This window comes from Pseudomonas sp. FW300-N1A1 (assembly GCF_058789115.1).
On the sequence record NZ_JBYTBK010000017.1, the window covers coordinates 68,500 to 87,577 of the forward strand.

18 protein-coding genes are annotated in these 19,078 nt (G+C 59.9%); 5 read left to right on the top strand and 13 right to left on the bottom strand.

Annotated features, from left to right (window positions below):
• Nucleotides 1–123: 123 nt before the first annotated feature.
• Entirely contained in the window at nucleotides 124–339 is a 216-nt protein-coding gene (gene rpsU / locus AC3WQN_RS14020; protein WP_002551877.1) for a 30S ribosomal protein S21, read from the bottom strand.
• 199 nt (nucleotides 340–538) lie between these two features.
• Between rpsU and tsaD the strand changes: the two genes are divergently transcribed.
• The gene (tsaD, locus tag AC3WQN_RS14025; RefSeq protein ID WP_103401138.1) at nucleotides 539–1,564 is read left to right on the top strand and encodes a tRNA (adenosine(37)-N6)-threonylcarbamoyltransferase complex transferase subunit TsaD; all 1,026 of its coding nucleotides are present in this window, start codon (nucleotides 539–541) and stop codon (nucleotides 1,562–1,564) included.
• A gap of 37 nt (nucleotides 1,565–1,601) precedes the next feature.
• Here the strand turns inward: tsaD and plsY are convergent, their stop codons facing one another.
• Complete coding sequence (gene plsY, locus AC3WQN_RS14030; RefSeq protein WP_103401139.1) at nucleotides 1,602–2,171, bottom strand: glycerol-3-phosphate 1-O-acyltransferase PlsY; 570 nt, start codon at nucleotides 2,169–2,171, stop codon at nucleotides 1,602–1,604.
• Nucleotides 2,172–2,245: 74 nt separating this feature from the next.
• Here plsY and folB point away from each other — a divergent pair, with 74 nt between their 5' ends.
• A complete protein-coding gene (gene folB, locus AC3WQN_RS14035; protein WP_103401140.1) occupies nucleotides 2,246–2,599 on the top strand; it encodes a dihydroneopterin aldolase in 354 nt (117 codons plus the stop codon).
• Nucleotides 2,590–3,108 (top strand): 2-amino-4-hydroxy-6-hydroxymethyldihydropteridine diphosphokinase, encoded by a 519-nt coding sequence (gene folK, locus AC3WQN_RS14040; protein WP_103401141.1) that lies wholly within the window; start codon nucleotides 2,590–2,592, stop codon nucleotides 3,106–3,108. Before folB ends, folK begins: the two co-directional genes overlap by 10 nt.
• An 81-nt stretch (nucleotides 3,109–3,189) precedes the next feature.
• Here the strand turns inward: folK and AC3WQN_RS14045 are convergent, their stop codons facing one another.
• The 11 genes from AC3WQN_RS14045 to AC3WQN_RS14095 form a co-directional block, all read right to left on the bottom strand.
• On the bottom strand, nucleotides 3,190–4,416 hold the full coding sequence (locus AC3WQN_RS14045; RefSeq protein WP_103401142.1) for a multifunctional CCA addition/repair protein: 1,227 nt from the start codon (nucleotides 4,414–4,416) through the stop codon (nucleotides 3,190–3,192).
• A gap of 63 nt (nucleotides 4,417–4,479) precedes the next feature.
• Complete coding sequence (locus tag AC3WQN_RS14050; protein WP_103401143.1) at nucleotides 4,480–6,042, bottom strand: SpoVR family protein; 1,563 nt, start codon at nucleotides 6,040–6,042, stop codon at nucleotides 4,480–4,482.
• Nucleotides 6,039–7,310, bottom strand: a complete 1,272-nt coding sequence (locus tag AC3WQN_RS14055; RefSeq protein ID WP_095147252.1) for a YeaH/YhbH family protein — start codon at nucleotides 7,308–7,310, stop codon at nucleotides 6,039–6,041. The genes AC3WQN_RS14050 and AC3WQN_RS14055 overlap by 4 nt, the downstream gene beginning before the upstream one ends.
• Nucleotides 7,311–7,428: 118 nt before the next feature.
• Nucleotides 7,429–9,351: a PrkA family serine protein kinase gene (locus AC3WQN_RS14060; RefSeq protein ID WP_095082915.1), complete on the bottom strand. Its 1,923-nt coding sequence runs from the start codon at nucleotides 9,349–9,351 to the stop codon at nucleotides 7,429–7,431.
• A gap of 283 nt (nucleotides 9,352–9,634) precedes the next feature.
• Nucleotides 9,635–9,964, bottom strand: a complete 330-nt coding sequence (glpE, locus tag AC3WQN_RS14065; RefSeq protein ID WP_103401144.1) for a thiosulfate sulfurtransferase GlpE — start codon at nucleotides 9,962–9,964, stop codon at nucleotides 9,635–9,637.
• A gap of 32 nt (nucleotides 9,965–9,996) precedes the next feature.
• Nucleotides 9,997–10,878 (bottom strand): symmetrical bis(5'-nucleosyl)-tetraphosphatase, encoded by an 882-nt coding sequence (locus AC3WQN_RS14070; RefSeq protein ID WP_103401145.1) that lies wholly within the window; start codon nucleotides 10,876–10,878, stop codon nucleotides 9,997–9,999.
• Nucleotides 10,878–11,258 (bottom strand): Co2+/Mg2+ efflux protein ApaG, encoded by a 381-nt coding sequence (gene apaG / locus AC3WQN_RS14075; protein WP_103401146.1) that lies wholly within the window; start codon nucleotides 11,256–11,258, stop codon nucleotides 10,878–10,880. The genes AC3WQN_RS14070 and apaG overlap by 1 nt, the downstream gene beginning before the upstream one ends.
• Before the next feature lie 123 nt (nucleotides 11,259–11,381).
• Nucleotides 11,382–12,200, bottom strand: coding sequence for a 16S rRNA (adenine(1518)-N(6)/adenine(1519)-N(6))-dimethyltransferase RsmA (gene rsmA, locus AC3WQN_RS14080; RefSeq protein WP_095082923.1), 819 nt, complete (start codon nucleotides 12,198–12,200; stop codon nucleotides 11,382–11,384).
• Nucleotides 12,197–13,186: a 4-hydroxythreonine-4-phosphate dehydrogenase PdxA gene (gene pdxA, locus AC3WQN_RS14085; RefSeq protein WP_103401147.1), complete on the bottom strand. Its 990-nt coding sequence runs from the start codon at nucleotides 13,184–13,186 to the stop codon at nucleotides 12,197–12,199. Before pdxA ends, rsmA begins: the two co-directional genes overlap by 4 nt.
• Nucleotides 13,183–14,499, bottom strand: coding sequence for a peptidylprolyl isomerase SurA (surA, locus tag AC3WQN_RS14090; RefSeq protein ID WP_141234474.1), 1,317 nt, complete (start codon nucleotides 14,497–14,499; stop codon nucleotides 13,183–13,185). The genes pdxA and surA overlap by 4 nt, the downstream gene beginning before the upstream one ends.
• A complete protein-coding gene (locus tag AC3WQN_RS14095) occupies nucleotides 14,480–17,254 on the bottom strand; it encodes an LPS-assembly protein LptD (protein ID WP_103401148.1) in 2,775 nt (924 codons plus the stop codon). The genes surA and AC3WQN_RS14095 overlap by 20 nt, the downstream gene beginning before the upstream one ends.
• A gap of 130 nt (nucleotides 17,255–17,384) precedes the next feature.
• On the opposite strand from AC3WQN_RS14095, the gene AC3WQN_RS14100 reads away from it, so the two are divergent.
• Complete coding sequence (locus tag AC3WQN_RS14100; protein WP_103401149.1) at nucleotides 17,385–18,410, top strand: aminoglycoside phosphotransferase family protein; 1,026 nt, start codon at nucleotides 17,385–17,387, stop codon at nucleotides 18,408–18,410.
• Nucleotides 18,407–19,078, top strand: coding sequence for an N-acetylmuramate alpha-1-phosphate uridylyltransferase MurU (gene murU, locus AC3WQN_RS14105; RefSeq protein ID WP_103401150.1), 672 nt, complete (start codon nucleotides 18,407–18,409; stop codon nucleotides 19,076–19,078). Before AC3WQN_RS14100 ends, murU begins: the two co-directional genes overlap by 4 nt.

The following is a 19,078-nucleotide window of genomic DNA, read 5'->3' on the forward strand; positions in this document are numbered from 1 at the left end:
TGAAGCAGATTTGTCTCGGTCGCGTCTGCGGCTTCGACGGTGAAGCATCAAGCGATATCCGCAAATGCCATAAGCCCGGCTGAGGGCCGGGCTTGGCAGAAGCTTGCTACGGTCGTCTGCGTATTAGTACAGACGAACGGCGCGGCGCTGCTCGCGCTGAACTTTCTTAGCGTGACGCTTAACAGCAGCTGCTGCTTTGCGCTTACGCTCAGAAGTTGGCTTCTCGTAAAATTCGCGGCTACGAACTTCAGCCAGTACACCGGCTTTTTCGCAGGAGCGCTTGAAACGACGCAGAGCTACGTCGAAGGGTTCGTTCTCTTTAACTTTGACGGCTGGCATCCAGAGCTACCTTCATTCATTACCGGGGTCAACATCCTCGCGGCAAAAGAGCACTTGAAGACGTCGGTTTTTAAGGGTTGCGGATGTTAACCCCTCAACGCTCGGAATGCAAAGCCTCTGATCGAAAAGCGCTGGTCGGGGCATCCCGCGGCGACTATTATGCGCGCCTTCGAATTCAGCCTAAACAAGGCGCAAACCCATGCTAGTACTGGGATTAGAAACCTCCTGCGATGAAACCGGCGTCGCACTTTACGACAGTGAAAAAGGCCTGCTGGCCGATGCGCTGTTCAGTCAGATCGATCTGCATCGCGCCTATGGTGGCGTGGTGCCGGAGCTGGCATCACGGGATCACGTCAAGCGCATGCTGCCCTTGATTCGTCAGGTGTTGGCCGAAGCGGACTGCGTGCCGACCGAGATCGATGCCATCGCCTACACCGCGGGTCCCGGCCTGGTCGGTGCCTTGCTGGTGGGGGCTTCCTGCGCCCAGGCGCTGGCGTTTGCCTGGGGTATCCCGGCCTTGGGCGTGCACCACATGGAAGGGCATTTGCTGGCGCCGATGCTGGAGCCGCAACCGCCCGAGTTCCCGTTCGTCGCTTTGTTGGTGTCGGGTGGGCATACGCAGTTGGTTCGGGTCGATGGTATCGGTCAATACGAGTTGCTGGGGGAGACCCTGGATGATGCCGCCGGCGAAGCCTTCGACAAGACGGCGAAGATGATGGGGCTCAATTATCCGGGTGGTCCGGAAATCGCGCGCCTGGCCGTACAAGGCGTTGTCGGGCGTTTCGTCTTTCCGCGCCCGATGTGTGATCGGCCGGGTCTGGATTTCAGTTTCAGCGGCTTGAAAACCTTTGCCTTGAACACCTGGCAGCAGTGCGTCAGCGCCGGGGACGACAGCGAGCAAGCCCGCTGCGACATCTCGCTGGCCTTCCAGCAGGCGGTGGTGGAGACTCTGACCATCAAGTGCAAGCGCGCCCTGAAACAGGCGGGTCTCAAGCGCCTGGTGATTGCGGGTGGCGTGAGTGCCAACAAGGCCTTGCGTGCTTCCCTGGAAAAAATGCTGGGCGACATGAAGGGCGACGTTTACTACGCACGCCCGGAGTTCTGCACCGATAACGGCGCGATGATCGCATTTGCCGGTTGCCAGCGATTGCAGGCTGGCCAGCACGAAAGCCTGGCGATCAGTGTTCAGGCCCGCTGGCCGATGGAGCAGCTGTCACCGTTGTAACGGACCGTCGCACGTGAGCGATATTCACCCGCGGTCGTTAGAAATGCCGTTCGCGCCCGGCAAACAGGTCGCGTAGATTGCCGCGATGGCGCCAGACGATCAGCGCCGTCAATGCGCTCATGGGCAGTAACGCTGCCGGTTCCTGCCAGGCCAGTAGTGGCAGGGTCAGGGGCGTGGCGATGAGGGCGGCCAGCGAGCTGGTGCGGGTGAGGTAGAAGGTCAGGAGCCAGGCGCCAATGGCCAGGAGTGCCGCTGGCGGGTATAGCCCCAGCAGCATGCCGGCGGCCGTTGCAACGCCTTTGCCGCCGCGAAAGCAGAAGTACAGCGGAAACAGGTGGCCGATGACGGCGCAGACGCCAATCCAACCCTGTTGTTGAATCGAAAGGCCTGCCACCCCGGCAATCAGTACGGGCAGCAAGCCTTTGCAAAGATCGCCCAGCAAGGTGAGGGCGGCGAGTTTTTTGCCCGCCAGGCGTAACATGTTGGTGGCGCCGGCATTACCCGATCCACTCATTCGCGGATCGGGGTTACCGGTCAGGCGGCTGAGCAAAATGGCGAAGGACAGAGAGCCAAGCAGGTAGGCGAGGATCGCCAGTAACCAAAACATGCTAACTATTCCGGGCGAGGACGCCCTGATTCTAACGGCGCATTGCGCCCTTGTCGTGCTGCGGAGAAAAGTGCTTGGACAGAGTGTTTATCGAGGGCCTGGAAGTCGACACGGTGATTGGTGCCTACGACTGGGAGCGCGGCATCCGCCAGTGCCTGCGTCTTGACCTGAGCTTTGCCTGGGACAACCGTCCGGCAGCGGCGGGTGATGACCTGACCCTGGCGCTCGACTATGCCAGTGTCACATCGCGTATCCAGGCGTTCGCCGAGCAGTCCAGCTACCAACTGGTGGAGACCTTTGCCGAGCGTTTGGCGGAAGTCTTGATGGGCGAGTTCAAGATCACCTGGATGCGTCTCAAGCTGACCAAGCCAGGCGCCATCCCGGCTGCAACGGGCGTAGGCGTGGAGATCGAGCGCGGATGTCGCTAACTCAGGTATTTCTCGGGCTCGGCAGTAATGTCGAGCGCGAAGCTCATCTGCGGGCTGGGTTGGAAGCGCTGTCGGGCTTCCTGGTGGATATCCGCTGCTCGGCGGTGTTCGAAAGCCAGCCGGTCGGGATCAAGAGCGGACCGTTCTTCAATTTCGTGGTGTCTGCGTTCACCGATCTGCCCTTGATGGAGCTGGATCGGCGATTGAAGTTCATCGAGGCCGACAATGGTCGGTACGCCCCGGATCGCAAGGGCTTGCCGCTGGATATCGACGTGCTGCTGTATGGCGATCTGGTGGGTAATTTCGATGGGTTGGTCCTGCCGCGAGCGGAAATACTGAAAAATGCCTTTGTGTTATGGCCGCTGTCGCTGATTGCGCCGGACAGGGTGCATCCGGGTGTCGGCAAAAGCTTCGCGACCTTGTGGGGTGAAGCGCAGATTGACCAGGTGTTGGCGCCGGTGGCGTTTGCGTGGCGTGGCGAGCAGTTGACGCCTTTGAATTTGCTGTGACCTGACTGACGCTATCGCGGGCAAGCCCGCTCCCACAAGGTGTGCGCCGTACCTGTGGGAGCGGGCTTGCCCGCGATGTTTTCAGGCAAGCGCCTCCTTGTAGGCCTTCAACGCCTTGAGCCGCTCGCGCTTGATGGCCTCGCCCAGCTCCGGGCCCTTGAACCCCTGTTCCAGCAAGGGTTGGACCGCCACGCCGCGTGCGGCCGTGGCTGCACCTCGCAAGTAATCGGCTTGTGGATAACTTCTCTGCTCAAGACCTTTTCGGCCTCGTGCGTCCATTTCGCAGGCCGCAATGAACTCCTCGAATCGATGCGGCCGTCGATACACATCAAAGCTTTGCAGCAACTCCAGCAACGTCGAGGCTTTCAGCTCCAGGGCGCGATGGCCGTGGGTGTGGTATTCCCCCACCAGCAGCGCCAGTTCCTGGCAGTCGCGCGGGGCCTTGAAGCGTTCGTTGACGGCCTTGATCAGTTTCAGTCCCTTGTGTTCATGGGCGATGTGCCTGGGCCATTCGCTCTCGGGTGTCAGGCCTTTGCCAAGGTCATGCAGTAAACAGGCCCAGCGCACGGTCAGCGGCTGTTTGTGTGCGGCGGCCTGTTCCAGAACGCTCAGGGTATGGAGGCCGCTGTCGATTTCCGGGTGATGGGCTTCAGGCTGCGGCACGCCGAACAGCGCATCGACCTCGGGCATCAGCACCTTCAGTGCGTCGCAGTCCCTGAGTACCTGGATGAATACCTGAGGCTGGTTTTCCATCAGGGCGCGGGATATTTCTTTCCAACTGCGTTCGGCAGTCAGTGCCTCAAGTTCGCCTGATTCGCTGAGTTGGCGCATCAGTTCGAGGGTTTCGGGTGCGACCGTGAAACCGAGCCCGGCGTAGCGGGCGGCGAAACGGGCAACGCGCAGGACTCGCAAGGGATCTTCGGCGAATGCGGGGGAAACATGGCGAAGTATGCGTGCCTCGAGATCGCGCTGGCCATGATAGGGGTCGGTCAGTTGGCCCTGGTCGTCTTCGGCCATGGCATTGATCGTCAGGTCGCGGCGAATCAGGTCTTCTTCCAGGGTGACTTCGGGGCTGGCGTGAAAGGTGAAGCCGCCGTAACCGCGCCCGCTTTTGCGCTCGGTGCGGGCGAGGGCATATTCCTCGCCACTTTCAGGGTGCAGGAAGACCGGGAAATCGGCTCCGACCGGGCGAAAGCCCTTGGCGAGCATCTCTTCAGTGCTGGCACCGACCACAACCCAGTCAATGTCGGTGACAGGCTTGCCGAGCAGGCGATCCCTGACCGCGCCGCCGACTTTATAAATCTGCATAAAAAACCTCCGTTAGCTCGACAGGATAACCCTTGTGTCGAACTTCCGGAGGTTCTGGAAGGTTCAAAGGTGAATGACGGCCAGGTCGAGGCGACCGTAATCGCCCTCGCTGTGCTCGCCCCTGGGGGGCACGTGGTGGGTTTTCATCACCTGGTCGCCCTGCAGGGTCTCCAGGTGGATATCGAAGCCCCAGAGGCGGTGCAGGTGCTTTAGGACCTCGTCTGTGGAGTCTCCCAGTGGTTTGCGGTCGTGTTGTTGATGGCGCAGGGTCAGCGAGCGATCGCCGCGGCGGTCGATGCTGTAGATCTGTATGTTGGGTTCGCGGTTGCCCAGGTTGTATTGGGCTGCCAGCGTTTCACGAATGGTGCGGTAGCCTTCCTCGTCATGGATGGCGGGTACCAGAAGATCGTCCTTTTGATCGTCATCGAGAATGCTGAACAGTTTGAGGTCGCGGATCACCTTCGGTGACAGGTACTGCAGGATGAAACTCTCATCCTTGAAGCTGCTCATGGCGAACTTGATGGTTGACAGCCAGTCGGTCCCGGCGATTTCCGGGAACCAGCGGTAGTCTTCTTCCGTCGGCTCCTCGCACATGCGGCGGATGTCGCGGTACATGGAGAAGCCCAGGGTGTAGGGGTTGATCCCACTGTAATACGGGCTATCGAACCCGGGCTGGAAGACCACGCTGGTGTGCGAGGCCAGGAACTCCATCATGAAGCCGTCGGTCACTAGGCCTTCGTCGTACAGGTCGTTCATCAGGGTGTAGTGCCAGAACGTTGCCCAGCCCTCGTTCATGACCTGGGTCTGGCGCTGTGGATAAAAGTACTGTGCGATCTTGCGCACGATCCGCACGATCTCCCGCTGCCATGGCTCCAGCAGCGGGGCGTGTTTTTCGATGAAATAGAGGATGTTCTCCTGCGGTTCGGCCGGAAAGCGTGCGTTGTCTTTCTCGCTGTACTTGCCGGCGCCTTTGGGAATGGTTCGCCACAGGTCGTTGATCTGCTTTTGCAGGTGCTCTTCGCGGTCCTTTTGCCGGCGTCGCTCTTCTTCGGCTGAGATCGGGTAAGGGCGCTTGTAGCGGTCGACGCCGTAGTTCATCAGGGCGTGGCAGGAGTCCAGCAGGTCCTCCACGGCGTCGATGCCGTGGCGCTCCTCGCACTGCATGATGTACTGCTTGGCGAAAACCAGGTAATCGATGATCGAACTGGCATCGGTCCAGGTGCGGAACAGGTAGTTGCCTTTGAAAAAGCTGTTATGGCCATAGCAGGCATGGGCCACCACCAGCGCTTGCATGCAGATGGTGTTTTCTTCCATCAGGTAGGCAATGCACGGGTCGGAGTTGATCACGATTTCGTAGGCCAGCCCCATCTGGCCACGGCTGTAGGACTTTTCCGTGCTAAGGAAGTGTTTGCCATAGGACCAGTGGTGATAACCCAGTGGCATGCCGACGGACGCATAGGCATCCATCATCTGTTCGGCGGTAATCACTTCGATCTGGTTGGGGTAGGTGTCCAGCGCATAGCGGGCCGCTAGACGGCTGATTTCGCGGTCGTAGGCCTGGATCAGCTCGAACGTCCATTCGGAGCCGGTGGAAATGGGTTGGCGTTTCTGCTCTTTGGCGGTCATGTCACTAACCTGCGCTGGAAGAGTTCACGGAAGACCGGGTAGATATCTCCGGCCGAAACCAGCTGCTGCTGGGCAAAGGTGTCGGAATAGGCTTCGGCGATACGCTCGTACTCGTACCACAGGGCCTGGTGTTCGCGCGGAGTGATCTCTACATAAGTGTAATACTGCACGAACGGCATGATCTGGTTGATCAGGATGTCACGGCAGATTGGCGAGTCATCGTTCCAGTTGTCGCCATCGGAGGCCTGGGCGGCATAAATGTTCCAGTCGTTGCTCGGATAGCGCTCGGCCATGATCTCCTGCATCAGTTTCAGGGCGCTGGAGACAATGGTGCCGCCAGTTTCACGAGAGTAGAAGAACTCTTCTTCGTCGACTTCCCGGGCGCTGGTGTGGTGGCGGATGAACACGACGTCGATCTTTTCGTAGTTCCGTTTCAGGAACAGGTACAACAGGATGAAGAACCGCTTGGCGATGTCCTTGGTCGCCTGGGTCATGGAACCGGAGACGTCCATCAGGCAGAACATGACCGCCTTGGAGCTGGGGTTGGGTTGCTTGATCAGCAGGTTGTACTTGAGGTCGAAGGTGTCGAGAAACGGCACACGATTAATGCGCGCGCTCAGGCGTTCGATTTCAGCCTCGATTTTCTGGATATCGCCGAAATTGTCCGGTTCTTCCTGTTTGAGGCGTGCCAGTTCGTCCTTGGCTTCGCGCAGTTTTGCCCGGCTGCTGCCCGACAGGGCGATTCGCCGGGCATGGGCTGAGCGCAGGGTGCGGATGATGTTGATCCGTGACGGGTTGCCTTCGTTGCTGATACCGGCGCGCACGGTCTTGAAGGTATCGGTGCCGCTGAGGTTGCGTTTGACCAGGTTGGGCAGCTCAAGGTCCTCGAACATGAATTCGAGGAACTCTTCCTGGGTGATCTGGAATACGAACTCGTCCATGCCTTCGCCGGAATTGCCGGCCTTGCCCGGACCACGGCCACCCCCACCTCCCGGTGGGCGGGCAATGTGCTCGCCGGTCGTGAACTCCTTGTTTCCGGGGTGCACGATGGTCTGTTTACCGCCGCGACCATGGTGAAGCACCGGCTCGTCGATATCGCGCCCGGGAATACTGATTTGCTCGCCGTGCTCCATGTCCGTAATGGAGCGCCGGCTCACGGCCTCCTCAACGGCTTTTTTGATGTGGTCGCGGTAACGCCGCAGAAACCGCTGGCGGTTTACCGTGCTCTTGTTCTTGCCATTGAGGCGTCGGTCGATCACATAGCTCATAGGGGCCCTCCGGGCAGCTTCAAGTTGTGAGCGACAAGCTGCAAGTAGAAGCAGTTACCCGGCTCTCGGGTTTACGCGCTTTTCTCATGCAGCTTGTGGCTTGTAGCTTGCAGCTGTCTCATTGCGATTTCCGGACCCGCAGGTACCACTCGGACAGAAGCCGTACCTGTTTGTCGGTGTAGCCGCGCTCGACCATCCGTGTAACGAAGTCGTTGTGTTTTTGTTGGTCCTCTTTGCTGGCCTTGGCGTTGAAACTGATGACCGGCAGCAGATCCTCGGTGTTCGAGAACATTTTCTTCTCGATGACCACCCGCAGCTTCTCGTAGCTGAGCCAGGTCGGATTCTTGCCGTTGTTGTTGGCCCTGGCGCGCAGTACGAAGTTGACGATTTCGTTGCGGAAATCCTTCGGATTGCTGATGCCCGCCGGTTTTTCGATTTTCTCCAGCTCTTCGTTGAGGGCGACGCGGTTGAGAATTTCGCCGGTTTCCGGGTCGCGGTACTCCTGGTCCTGAATCCAGAAGTCGGCATACAGCACATAGCGGTCGAAGATGTTTTGCCCGTATTCGCTGTAGGACTCCAGGTACGCGGTCTGGATCTCCTTGCCGATGAACTCGATGTAGCGCGGTGCCAGGTATTCCTTCAGGAAGCGCAGATAGCGTTCGCGGGTTTCCGCCTGGAATTGCTCCTGTTCGATCTGTTGTTCGAGCACGTAGAGCAGGTGCACCGGGTTGGCGGCGATTTCGTGCGGGTCGAAGTTGAAGACCTTGGACAGGATCTTGAAGGCGAAACGGGTCGAAAGACCGTTCATGCCCTCGTCGACGCCGGCCGTATCGCGGTACTCCTGGATCGACTTGGCCTTCGGATCGGTGTCCTTGAGGTTCTCGCCGTCATACACGCGCATTTTCGAGTAGATGTTCGAGTTCTCGGGCTCCTTGAGGCGCGAGAGCACGGTGAACTGGGCGAGCATCTTCAGGGTGTCGGGTGCGCAGTGAGCCTTGGCCAGGGAGCTGTTGAACAGCAGCTTGTCGTAGATCTTCACTTCGTCGGTGACCCGCAGGCAGTACGGTACCTTGACGATATAGATCCGGTCGATGAAGGCTTCGTTGTTCTTGTTGTTGCGGAAGGTGTGCCACTCCGATTCGTTGGAGTGCGCCAGCAGGATCCCGGTGAACGGAATCGCGCCCAGGCCTTCGGTGCTGTTGTAGTTGCCTTCCTGGGTGGCGGTCAGCAGTGGGTGCAGCACCTTGATCGGTGCCTTGAACATTTCAACGAATTCCATCAGGCCCTGGTTGGACCGGCACAGTGCGCCCGAGTAGCTGTAGGCATCGGCGTCGTTTTGCGGGAATTCTTCGAGTTTGCGGATATCGACCTTGCCCACCAGTGCCGAGATGTCCTGGTTGTTTTCGTCACCCGGTTCGGTCTTGGCGACGGCGATCTGGTTGAGGATCGAAGGGTAGAGCTTGACCACCCGGAACTGACTGATATCACCGCCAAACTCGGCAAGCCGCTTGGTCGCCCAAGGCGACATGATGGTGTTCAGGTAGCGCCGTGGAATGCCGAAATCCTCTTCCAGGATCGCGCCGTCTTCGGTGGCGTTGAACAGCCCCAGTGGCGACTCGAATACGGGAGAGCCCTTGATGGCATAGAAGGGGACTTTCTCGATCAGCTGTTTCAGCTTTTCGGCCAGGGACGACTTGCCGCCACCGACGGGGCCGAGCAGGTAGAGGATCTGTTTCTTCTCTTCCAGGCCTTGGGCGGCGTGGCGGAAGTAGGAAACGATCTGGTCAATGCATTCCTCCATTCCGTGGAAGTCTTCAAAGGCCGGATAACGACGGATCACCTTGTTGGAAAAGATGCGCGACAGCCTCGAGTTGGTCGAGGTGTCCAGCAATTCCGGCTCACCGATGGCCAACAGCAGACGCTCGGCGGAGGACGCGTAGGCGCTACGGTCCTGCTTGCACAGCTCCAGGTACTCCTGCAGCGTGAGTTCTTCCTGGCGTGTGGACTCGAAGCGTTGTTGGAAGTGGCTAAAAATACTCATGACGACACCTCGCTCGATACGTGGAGCCGGCGCCGGATCAGTCGATGCTGGTAAGCAACTGAAAGTGCAGCTGCTTTTTACCCCCCCAGAACACCTTCAAAGCTATCAACCCTGAAAGGTTACTCCCGATGACCCGCACGCCGGTGTACCGGCTCTCCCCTGTTTTGGATGGCCTGAGCCTAAGGATAGTTCGGAATCGGGGAGGTAAAGGGGCAATGCGTAATTTGTTGTAAATGACCGTCCGTCAGCCCACGGCAGACGTGGGCTGCAGCACTGAAAAAAATTATTCGGACGTGCCTTGCGCCGTTTCCGAAGGGTAGGTCGTGCGCCACAGTTCGAAGCCGCCATCCATGCTGTAGACGTCGGAGAAGCCCTGGCTGATCAGGTAGGCGGCGGCATTCTGGCTCGAGTTGCCGTGATAGCAGACCACTACCGTGGGTGCATCGAGGTCGGCACCGCGGATGAAATCCGAGATCGAATGGTTGTCCAGGTGCTTTGAGCCGCTGATATGCAGTGCGGAATAGGTCTGCGGGTCGCGGATGTCGACCACCACCGCGCCTTGCTCTCGCAGAGCCTGGGCTTGTTCGGGGGGGATGCGTTTGAATTCGCTCATGGTGGGCTCCTGTGGCCTGGCTGGGAGCCAGCCTAGCGCTTGGCGCTGGCCGACAACGGTTCGGGGATAGGTGAGGCGACAGGCGGTGCGAGGTGGCCGTGTTCGTCGCATTTGCAACTCAGACGCTCGCCGGTGTCGATGTTCATCAGTGTCATGGCGCCACCCCAGACGCAACCGGTGTCGAGGGCAAAGATGCCGGGTTCGTTGCATTGGCCTTCGAGTGCCGCCCAGTGACCGAAAATGATCTTCTGGCCGCGGGTCTTGCGCTCCTTGTGCTTGAACCAGGGGGCGTAGCCGGGCGGGGCGGTGTCGATGCCTTCCTTGCTTTTGAGGTCAAGCTTGCCTTCGCGGGTACAGAAGCGCATGCGGGTGAAATAGTTGGTGATCACCCGCAAACGGGTCACGCCTTTGAGGTCGTTGTCCCATTTTGCCGGTTCGCTGCCGTACATGCCGTCCAGGTACGGGGCGAACAGGTTGTCGTCACGCAGTGCGGTCTCGACTTCGGTGGCGTACTTGATGGCTTTGCGCAGCGACCATTGCGGCGGTATGCCGGCATGCACCAGCACCATGTCGCGTTGTTCGTCGTAGTGCAGGAGTTTTTGCTGGCGCAGCCACTCAAGCAGGTCCTTGCTGTCCGGGGCATCGAGGATTTCGCGCAGGGTATCGGCTTTCTTCAGGCGCTCGATGTTTTTCCCGGCCGCCAGCAGGTGCAGGTCGTGGTTGCCCAGTACGCACACCAGCGATTGGCGGATGCTATAGAGGAAGCGCAGGGTTTCCAGCGATTGCGGTCCCCGGTTCACCAGGTCCCCGACCAGCCACAAGTGGTCCTTTGCCGGGTCGAAGGCGACACGCTTGAGCAGGCATTGCAGCGGCTCGAGGCACCCCTGGAGATCGCCGACGGCGTAGGTCGCCATCAGTGCAAGGCTCCGGGTACGGCCAGGAGGAATGGCGCGATGATGGCGTCGAAGTGGGTGCCGTCGTCGGCGAGCATCTGATAACTGCCTTGCATGTTGCCAACGCGGGTGGTCATCACGGTGCCGCTGCTGTAGGTGTGGCTCTTGCCGGGCTCGATCAGCGGCTGCTGGCCAACCACGCCGGCACCGCGAACCTCTTCGACATGCCCGTCGCCATCGGTGATCACCCAGTGCCGTGAGAGCAACCTGGCCGGTAGCAGGCCGTTGTTCTGTACGGTAATGGTGTAGGCAAAGGCAAAGCGGTTGTGCTCGGGTTGCGACTGTTCTGCCAGAAAGCGAGTGACGACGCTGACGTCGACCTGATAACGAGGATCGGACATGCAAAAAGGCCTTAAAAGCAAAGCGGGACGCGGGGCGTGACTGATGTGGATCAGTCTAGGCCAAGTATCGGGTAGTAAACCAGACCGGGCGCCTGGTTCCTACCCGATAACGCTTCAGGCCGGTCAGATGTCGGCTGGATTCTCGGCGACCTGTTCGCTGAGTTTGTCGGCCAGGCGCACGAAGGCTGCCAGGTCGAGCTGTTCCGGGCGCAGGCTGCCATCGACGCCGGCGGCTTCGATTTCGGCGCTGCTCATCAGGGCCTTGAGGGTATTGCGCAGGGTCTTGCGGCGCTGGTTGAACGCCTCGCGAACGACGCGCTCCAGCAGGCGATGGTCCTTGGCGGGGTGTGGCAGTACGGCGTGCGGCACCAGGCGAACAATGGCCGAGTCGACTTTCGGTGGCGGATTGAACGCGCCCGGGCCGACGTTGAACAGGTGTTCGACCCGGCAGTGGTACTGAACCATGATCGACAGGCGACCCCAATCACCACCACCCGGGCCTGCAGCCAGGCGCTCGACCACTTCCTTTTGCAGCATGAAGTGCATGTCGCGGATGATGCCTGCGTTGTTCAGCAGGTGGAAAATCAGCGGCGTGGAGATGTTGTAGGGCAGGTTGCCGACTACGCGCAGGCTGTTGGGGGCGGCATTCAGGCTGTTGAAGTCGAACTTCAGTGCGTCGCCCTGATGCAGGTTGAAGTTGCTCTTGCCGGCGAATTGCTGGTTGAGGATCGGGATCAGGTCCTTGTCCAGCTCCACGACATCAAGCTGGGCGCCGCTGTTGAGCAGACCCTCGGTCAGTGCGCCCTGGCCCGGGCCGATTTCCAGCAGACGGTCGTCGGCCTTGGCGTGAATGGAGCGCAGGATACGGTCGATAACACCGGCATCGTGCAGGAAGTTCTGGCCGAAGCGCTTGCGCGCCCGGTGTTGGTAGTGCTCGGTCATAAACGGGTCTCGGCCATCTGGTAGGCGGTTTCCAGGGCGACTTGCAGGCTGCCGGTATCGATTTTGCCGCTGCCAGCCAGGTCCAGGGCGGTGCCGTGGTCGACTGAGGTGCGGATGATCGGCAGGCCAAGGGTCACGTTGACTGCTGCGCCGAAGCCTTTGTACTTCAGCACGGGCAGGCCCTGGTCATGGTACATCGCCAGCACTGCATCACAGTGCTCCAGATATTTGGGGGTAAACAGAGTGTCGGCGGGCAGGGGGCCACGCAGGTCCATGCCTTCACCGCGCAGACGCTCAAGGGTGGGTTCGATAATGTCGATTTCTTCATGGCCCAGGTGTCCGCCTTCGCCGGCGTGGGGGTTGAGCCCACAGACGAGGATGCGTGGCTGGGCGATGCCGAATTTTTGCTGCAGGTCGGCATGTAGAATCCGCGTGACCCGCTCCAGGCGCTCAGGGGTGATGGCGTCGGCAATCTCCCGCAATGGCAGGTGCGTGGTCACCAGTGCGACGCGCAAGCCATGGGTGGCCAGCATCATCACCACTTGGGCGGTATGGGTCAGGTCCGCCAGGAATTCGGTATGACCCGAAAAGGCGATACCGGATTCGTTGATCACGCCCTTGTGCACCGGGGCGGTGATCATCCCGGCGAAGTCTCCGTCCAGGCAGCCTTGGCCGGCCCGGGTCAGGGTTTCCAGAACAAAAGCCGCATTGGCCTTGTCCAGTTGTCCGGCGACGACCTTGGCGTTGAGCGGAGTATCCCAGACGTAAAGACTGTTGGCTGGCGCAGGCGCGTCCGGCCAGTGGTCAGGCGTGACGCTCAGCAGGTTGACGACCACGCCCAGCTGCGTGGCCCGCTCAAGGAGCAGGTCGCGGCTGGTAATGGCAATCAGGGGGTGCGGCTGGGCTTGCGAGGCGAGCAGCAGGCACAGGTCTGGACCTATGCCGGCCGGCTCGCCGGGTGTCAGAGCGAAGCGTTGAGGTTTCACTTCGCCGCCTGGTCGACGCCAGGGAGCTTGATTTCAACGTAGGCTTCGTCACGGATCTGACGCAGCCAGGTTTGCAGCTCTTCGTCGTACTTGCGGTTACGCAGTACTGTCATTGCTTGTTGCTCGCGAGCCTGGGAGGTGCTGTCGGTGGCACGACGGCCAAGGACTTCCAGGACATGCCAGCCGTAAGGACTCTGGAATGGCTGGGACAGTTGACCTTGTGGGGTCTTGTCCATCACGGCGCGGAATTCCGGCACCAGTGCGTTCGGGTCGATCCAGTTCAGGTCGCCGCCATTAAGGGCGGAGCCCGGGTCTTCCGAATAGCTCTTGGCCAGTTCGGCGAAGTCTTCGCCCGCTTCAATGCGCTCGTAGAGTTTCTGCGCCAGGCGCTTGGTCTCTGCTTCGCTACGGATTTCGCTTGGTTTGATCAGGATGTGGCGAACGTGGATTTCGTCACGCACCTGATTACCACCGCCGCGCTTGGCCAGCAGCTTTAGGATGATGAAACCGCCTGGCGTGCGTGCAGGTTGGGTCACGTCACCGACCGCCATGGCGCTCAGTTCGCGGTCGAACGGCGGTGGCAGTTGAGCGGCCTTGCGCCAGCCCATGTCGCCGCCTTCCAGAGCGTTGTCGCTTGCCGAGCGGGCAATGGCCAACTGGGCGAAATCAGCGCCTTGCTTGAGTTGCTGGTAGATCTCCATGGCTTGGCGTGCAGCGCTCTGAATCGCTTCGGAGTTGGCGCTTTCCGGGGTTGGAATCAGGATATTGGCCAGGTGCAGTTCTTCGGATAGCTGCATTTTGCCGAGGTCGGAGGCAAGAAAGTTCTTCACTTCCTGCTCGGACACCTGGATGCGCTCGGCCACACGACGCTGACGCACACGGCTGACGATCATTTCCCGGCGAACCTGGTCGCGAGCGTCTTCATAAGACAGGCCGTCGCGGGACAGGGCGGCGCGGAATTGATCCACGGTCATGTTGTTGCGCTGGGCAATGGTGCCGATTGCCTGGTTCAGTTCTTCATCGGTAATACGGATGCCGGAGCGCTCGCCGATCTGCAATTGCAGGTTCTCGACGATCAGGCGCTCCAGCACCTGTTGCTCCAGGACACCGGCCGGTGGAACGGCCGAGCCGCGCTTGGCGATGGTTTGCTGAACTTCGCGAACCCGCTGGTCCAGTTGGCTTTGCATGACCACGTCGTTGTCGACGATGGCCACCACTTTGTCGATGGACTGCACCGCGGCGCTAGCCGCGGTGCTCAGGAACAGCGCGCCCAGCATCAGCGGGCGCAGACAATCAGAAAGCTTGGTCTTCACGTTCACGATAACCTTGGATGCCTTTGTCGAGGAAGCTCTCTACCTTGGCGCCAGTAACGCCACCGAGTCCCTTCAGAACAATTTGGAGGAAAATGCCGTGGTCGCCTTTCTCGTTTTCCGGAGCTTCTTGACTGAACTCGTCATACGAAACCCAGTAACGGTTGATCAGGCGCAGTTTCCAGCAGCAGTTGTCGTACTCGAAGCCACCGAAGGCTTCCAGGGTACGGTTGCGGTTGTAGTCGTACTGCCAGCGGCTGATGGCATTCCACTGCGGCACGACTGGCCAGATGACCGAGAAGTCGTGCTGTTCGATCTTGTAGTAGTCCTTCACGTAGCCAGGCTGGCCCGGAGTGCCGTAGTCGCCGCCGATCTGCCATTTACCGGTATTCTGGTCGTAGATCACCTGGTCGTTGCGATAGCGATAGCCGGCGTTGATCACCTTGTTCGGGTTGTCTTCAGGCTGGTAGTGGAACATCGCACTGCCCGAGCGCGGGCTGTGGCTGTCCGGGTCCCAGTTGTAGTCAGCCGTGGTACGCCAATCGCGGTTCCAGCGGTATTCGTATTCCAAAGCGTACGGCGAAACATTCGACTGGGCATCCGCACGGTCTTTGGCTTCGATACCCGGGAGCTGAACTTCGCGGTCCTTGAAGTACATGGCCTGACCAACGCTGACGCGTTGGCGTTCGAAGCCGTTGTCTTCGATCCAACGGTTGGTCACGCCCAGCGACAGCTTGTTTTCGTCGCCGACGCGGTCGGAGCCCGAGAAGCGGTTGTCGCGGAACAGCGAGGCGTAGTTGAACGTGTATTCGCTGGTATCGAACACCGGAATGTCGGTCTGGTCTTCCTCAGGCACATAGAGGTAGAACAGGCGCGGCTCCAGGGTCTGGCGGTAGTTTTTGCCGAACCACTGGGTGTTGCGATCGAAGTACAGGCCGCTGTCGATGCTGGAGATCGGTACGCCGCGTTTTTGCGTACTGTCGAAGGATTCACCTGGAAGCAAAGATGTTTGGCCTTTCTGATCAAGATCCAGGTCGTACTGGGTGTACTGATACTTCAGCGTAGGCTTCACGTAGCCATAGGTCGCGTTTAGCGGCAGGCTCATGGTCGGTGCCAGATTCAGACGATTACCGTTGGATCGCGCCAGACCTTGAACGTTGTTGTCGAGTCGGCTTTCCGGATCACCGTTCTGATTGATGTAGGTACCGGTCTGCAAATCCCGATCAAACCGCACGAGCTCTGTCTGATAGGCGAAGTTCAACCCTCCCGGCTGTTGTGGCAGGAAGCCGTTGAAGGTGATTTGCGGCAGGCGATCATAAGGCGTGGTGTTGGACACCGATGCCAGCTCGTAAGCCTGGGCGTTGAGGCGTGCGGTGTAGGTATCGCCACGATAGCTGACCGCACCTTGCTGGTTCACGTAGTCGGAAACGCTCTTGACACCCAACTGATCGGTCTGCAGGTCCTGGAAGTAGTAAGGGTCGCTGATCTTGGTGTAGTCGACCTCGGTCAGGACGCGCGAGTCCAGGCCGCCCTTGTGCTGCCAGTTGTACATGTAGCGGGTTTTTTCGTAGTCGGACTGCAGCTTGCGCTCGTCTTCCTGGTCGTCCAGATAGGCCGCGCCGAACTGGCCTTCGCTGGATTCGGTCAGGTAACGGAATTCGCCTTCCATCAACAGGCCGCGCTTGCTCATGTAGCGCGGATACAACGTGGCATCGTAGTTGGGTGCCAGGTTGAAGTAATACGGTGTGACCAGCAGCATGCCGGTATCGCTGCCGCTGCCGATGGTCGGCGGCAGGAAGCCGGACTGGCGGCGATCATCGATCGGGAAGTAGATGTACGGGGTGTACATCACCGGGATGTCCTTGACCCGCAGCGTCACGTTGGTCGCGGTGCCGAAGCCGGTTGCCGGGTTCAAGGTGATGTTGTTGCCCTTGAGATGCCAGGCGTTGCTGCCCGGTTCGCACGAGGTGTAGGTGCCATCCTTGAGGCGGATGATCGCGTTCTCGGCCCGCTTGGCGTACAGCGCGCTGCCGCGAATGCGGGACTTGTGCAACACGTATTCGGCGTTGTCGACCTTGGCTTCACCGGTATCGAGCTGTACGTCGGCGTGATCGCCAACGATCAGTGCACCGTTGTCGCGCACGCGCACGTTGCCGCTCAGCTCGCCACGGTTCTCGGCCTGGTACAGGCTGGCCTCGTCGGCCTCGACCTGCATGCTGCCCTGGCGCATGACCACGTCACCGGCAAGGGTCGCAATCTGCTCTTCCTGCTGGTAGCGGGAGGCTTTGGCGCCGATGAAGGTGGGGGCGTCGCTCTTGGCCGTCGTGTCATTCATGCCAGGACGTGTCGGTTCGACATAGCCGCCCGCGCAATAAGGGCCTGTTTCGGCCAGTTGCGCCGCAGTGAGCTGCTCACGCGGAACCCAGTCGAGGTGGCTGTAGTCAGCACTGCGCGACTTCAGGCCACGGCCCTCGGCTTCGGTGACCAATACCGGCTTGTCGGCGGTTGCGCCTTCAGTTGTGCTGTCTGCTGCCGATTCGTTGTTCGAACTGACCGCGCTGGCATCATGCACAGGGCGCGGCGGCAGTTGAGCCGCGTTGGTTTTCGGCGCGCAATCCCAGGCACCCGAAGCAGAGACTGAGCAGTCATACTGTTCCGCGGCGACCACGAAGGAAGTGGCTAGTGGTTGCATGGCCAGCAGAGTGCCGGTCACAAGCAACGGAAATTTTTTACGAAACGCGGGGGATTTCAATGCCATCTTATTAGTCCGGGCTTCCTGCGTGCCATCTGCCCGCGGTGTGGGCCGCACGCCTCTCGATGGTCTGAAAAAGATGCTGGATAATAAAGCATGACCCGCTTGACGGCTAGCGCCGTCGGAGACCCTTGTAATGCCTGATCAAGATGTACGCTTGCAACACCTGAAAGTTTGGCTCGATGAGCAATTGGCAATTGTATTTGCCGCCCAAGGATGGGGGGACGTACCCCAGGCCACGTTGACCGCGGCCAGCAGCGACGCGAGCTTCCGTCGGTATTTCCGCTGGGAAGGCGGCGACAGGAGCTTTGTCGTGATGGACGCTCCACCTCCTCAGGAAAACTGTAAGCCCTTCGTGGACATCGCCGTTTTGCTGGCGAAATCCGGCATCAATGTGCCGAAAATCTATGCAGAGGATCTTGATCGCGGTTTTCTTTTGCTCAACGACCTGGGTAATCAGACCTATCTGGACGTGATCAACGGCGAAAATGCCGACGATTTGTTCAAGGATTCGCTGCAGGCATTGCTGGCCTTCCAACAGTTGCCGATGGCTGCACCGCTGCCCAGTTATGACGTGGCACTGCTGCGCCGCGAACTGGAACTGTTCCCCGAGTGGTATGTGAAGCGGGAGTTGGGTATCGAGTTCGATGCCACTCAGCAGGCACTCTGGCAGCGTGCCAGCGACCTGTTGATCGACAGTGCCCTGGCCCAGCCGAAAGTGTTGGTGCACCGCGACTACATGCCGCGCAACCTGATGATCAGTCAGCCGAACCCGGGCGTGCTGGATTTCCAGGACGCGGTGTACGGGCCGGTGACCTATGACGTGACCTGCCTGTTCAAGGACGCCTTCCTCAGTTGGCCCGAGGCACGTGTGCGCGACTGGCTGGAAAGCTACTGGCAACAAGCTGGCAGTGTCGGGATCCCGGTTCAACCGGACTTCGAAGACTTCCTGCGTGCCAGCGATCTGATGGGTGTGCAGCGGCATTTGAAAGTGATTGGGATCTTCGCCCGCATCTGCCACCGCGATGGCAAGCCGCGTTACCTCACGGACGTGCCCCGGTTCTTTGCTTATATAGAGGCCGTGCTGGCTCGTCGTCCTGAACTGGCTGACCTGAACACATTGCTGACGAGCCTGCGCACCTCGGTGGGAGTCTCTGCATGAAGGCAATGATTCTGGCGGCCGGCAAAGGCGAACGCATGCGCCCGTTGACGCTGAGCACGCCCAAGCCGTTGGTGCGCGTGGGGGGGATGCCATTGATCGAGTATCACCTGCGGGCACTGGCGGCAGCCGGTTTCAGCGAGGTGGTGATCAATCACGCCTGGTTGGGGCAGCAGATCGAAGACTATCTGGGCGACGGTTCTCGCTACGGCCTGAAGATTCAGTATTCGCCTGAAGGCGAACCGCTGGAAACCGGCGGCGGGATATTCCGTGCGTTGCCACTGCTGGGAGAGGAAGCCTTTGTGGTGGTCAACGGTGATATCTGGACGGATTACGCCTTCGCCGCCTTGCGTGAACCGCTGGCAGGGCTGGCTCACCTGGTGCTGGCCGACAATCCGGCCCACCACCCGCGGGGTGATTTCAGTCTGGTCGAGGGGCAGGTGCATGACGCCGGGGCGGACGCACAAACCCTGACTTACAGTGGCATCGCGGTGCTGCATCCGAAGCTCTTTGCCGGTTGCCGGGAGGGCGCCTTCAAGCTGGCGCCGTTGTTGCGCGAGGCGATGGCCCAAGGGCAGGTGACGGGGGAGCGACTGCAGGGGCATTGGGTCGACGTGGGCACGCACGAGCGTCTGGCCGAAGTTGAACATTTGCTGCAAGCGAGCCGCTGA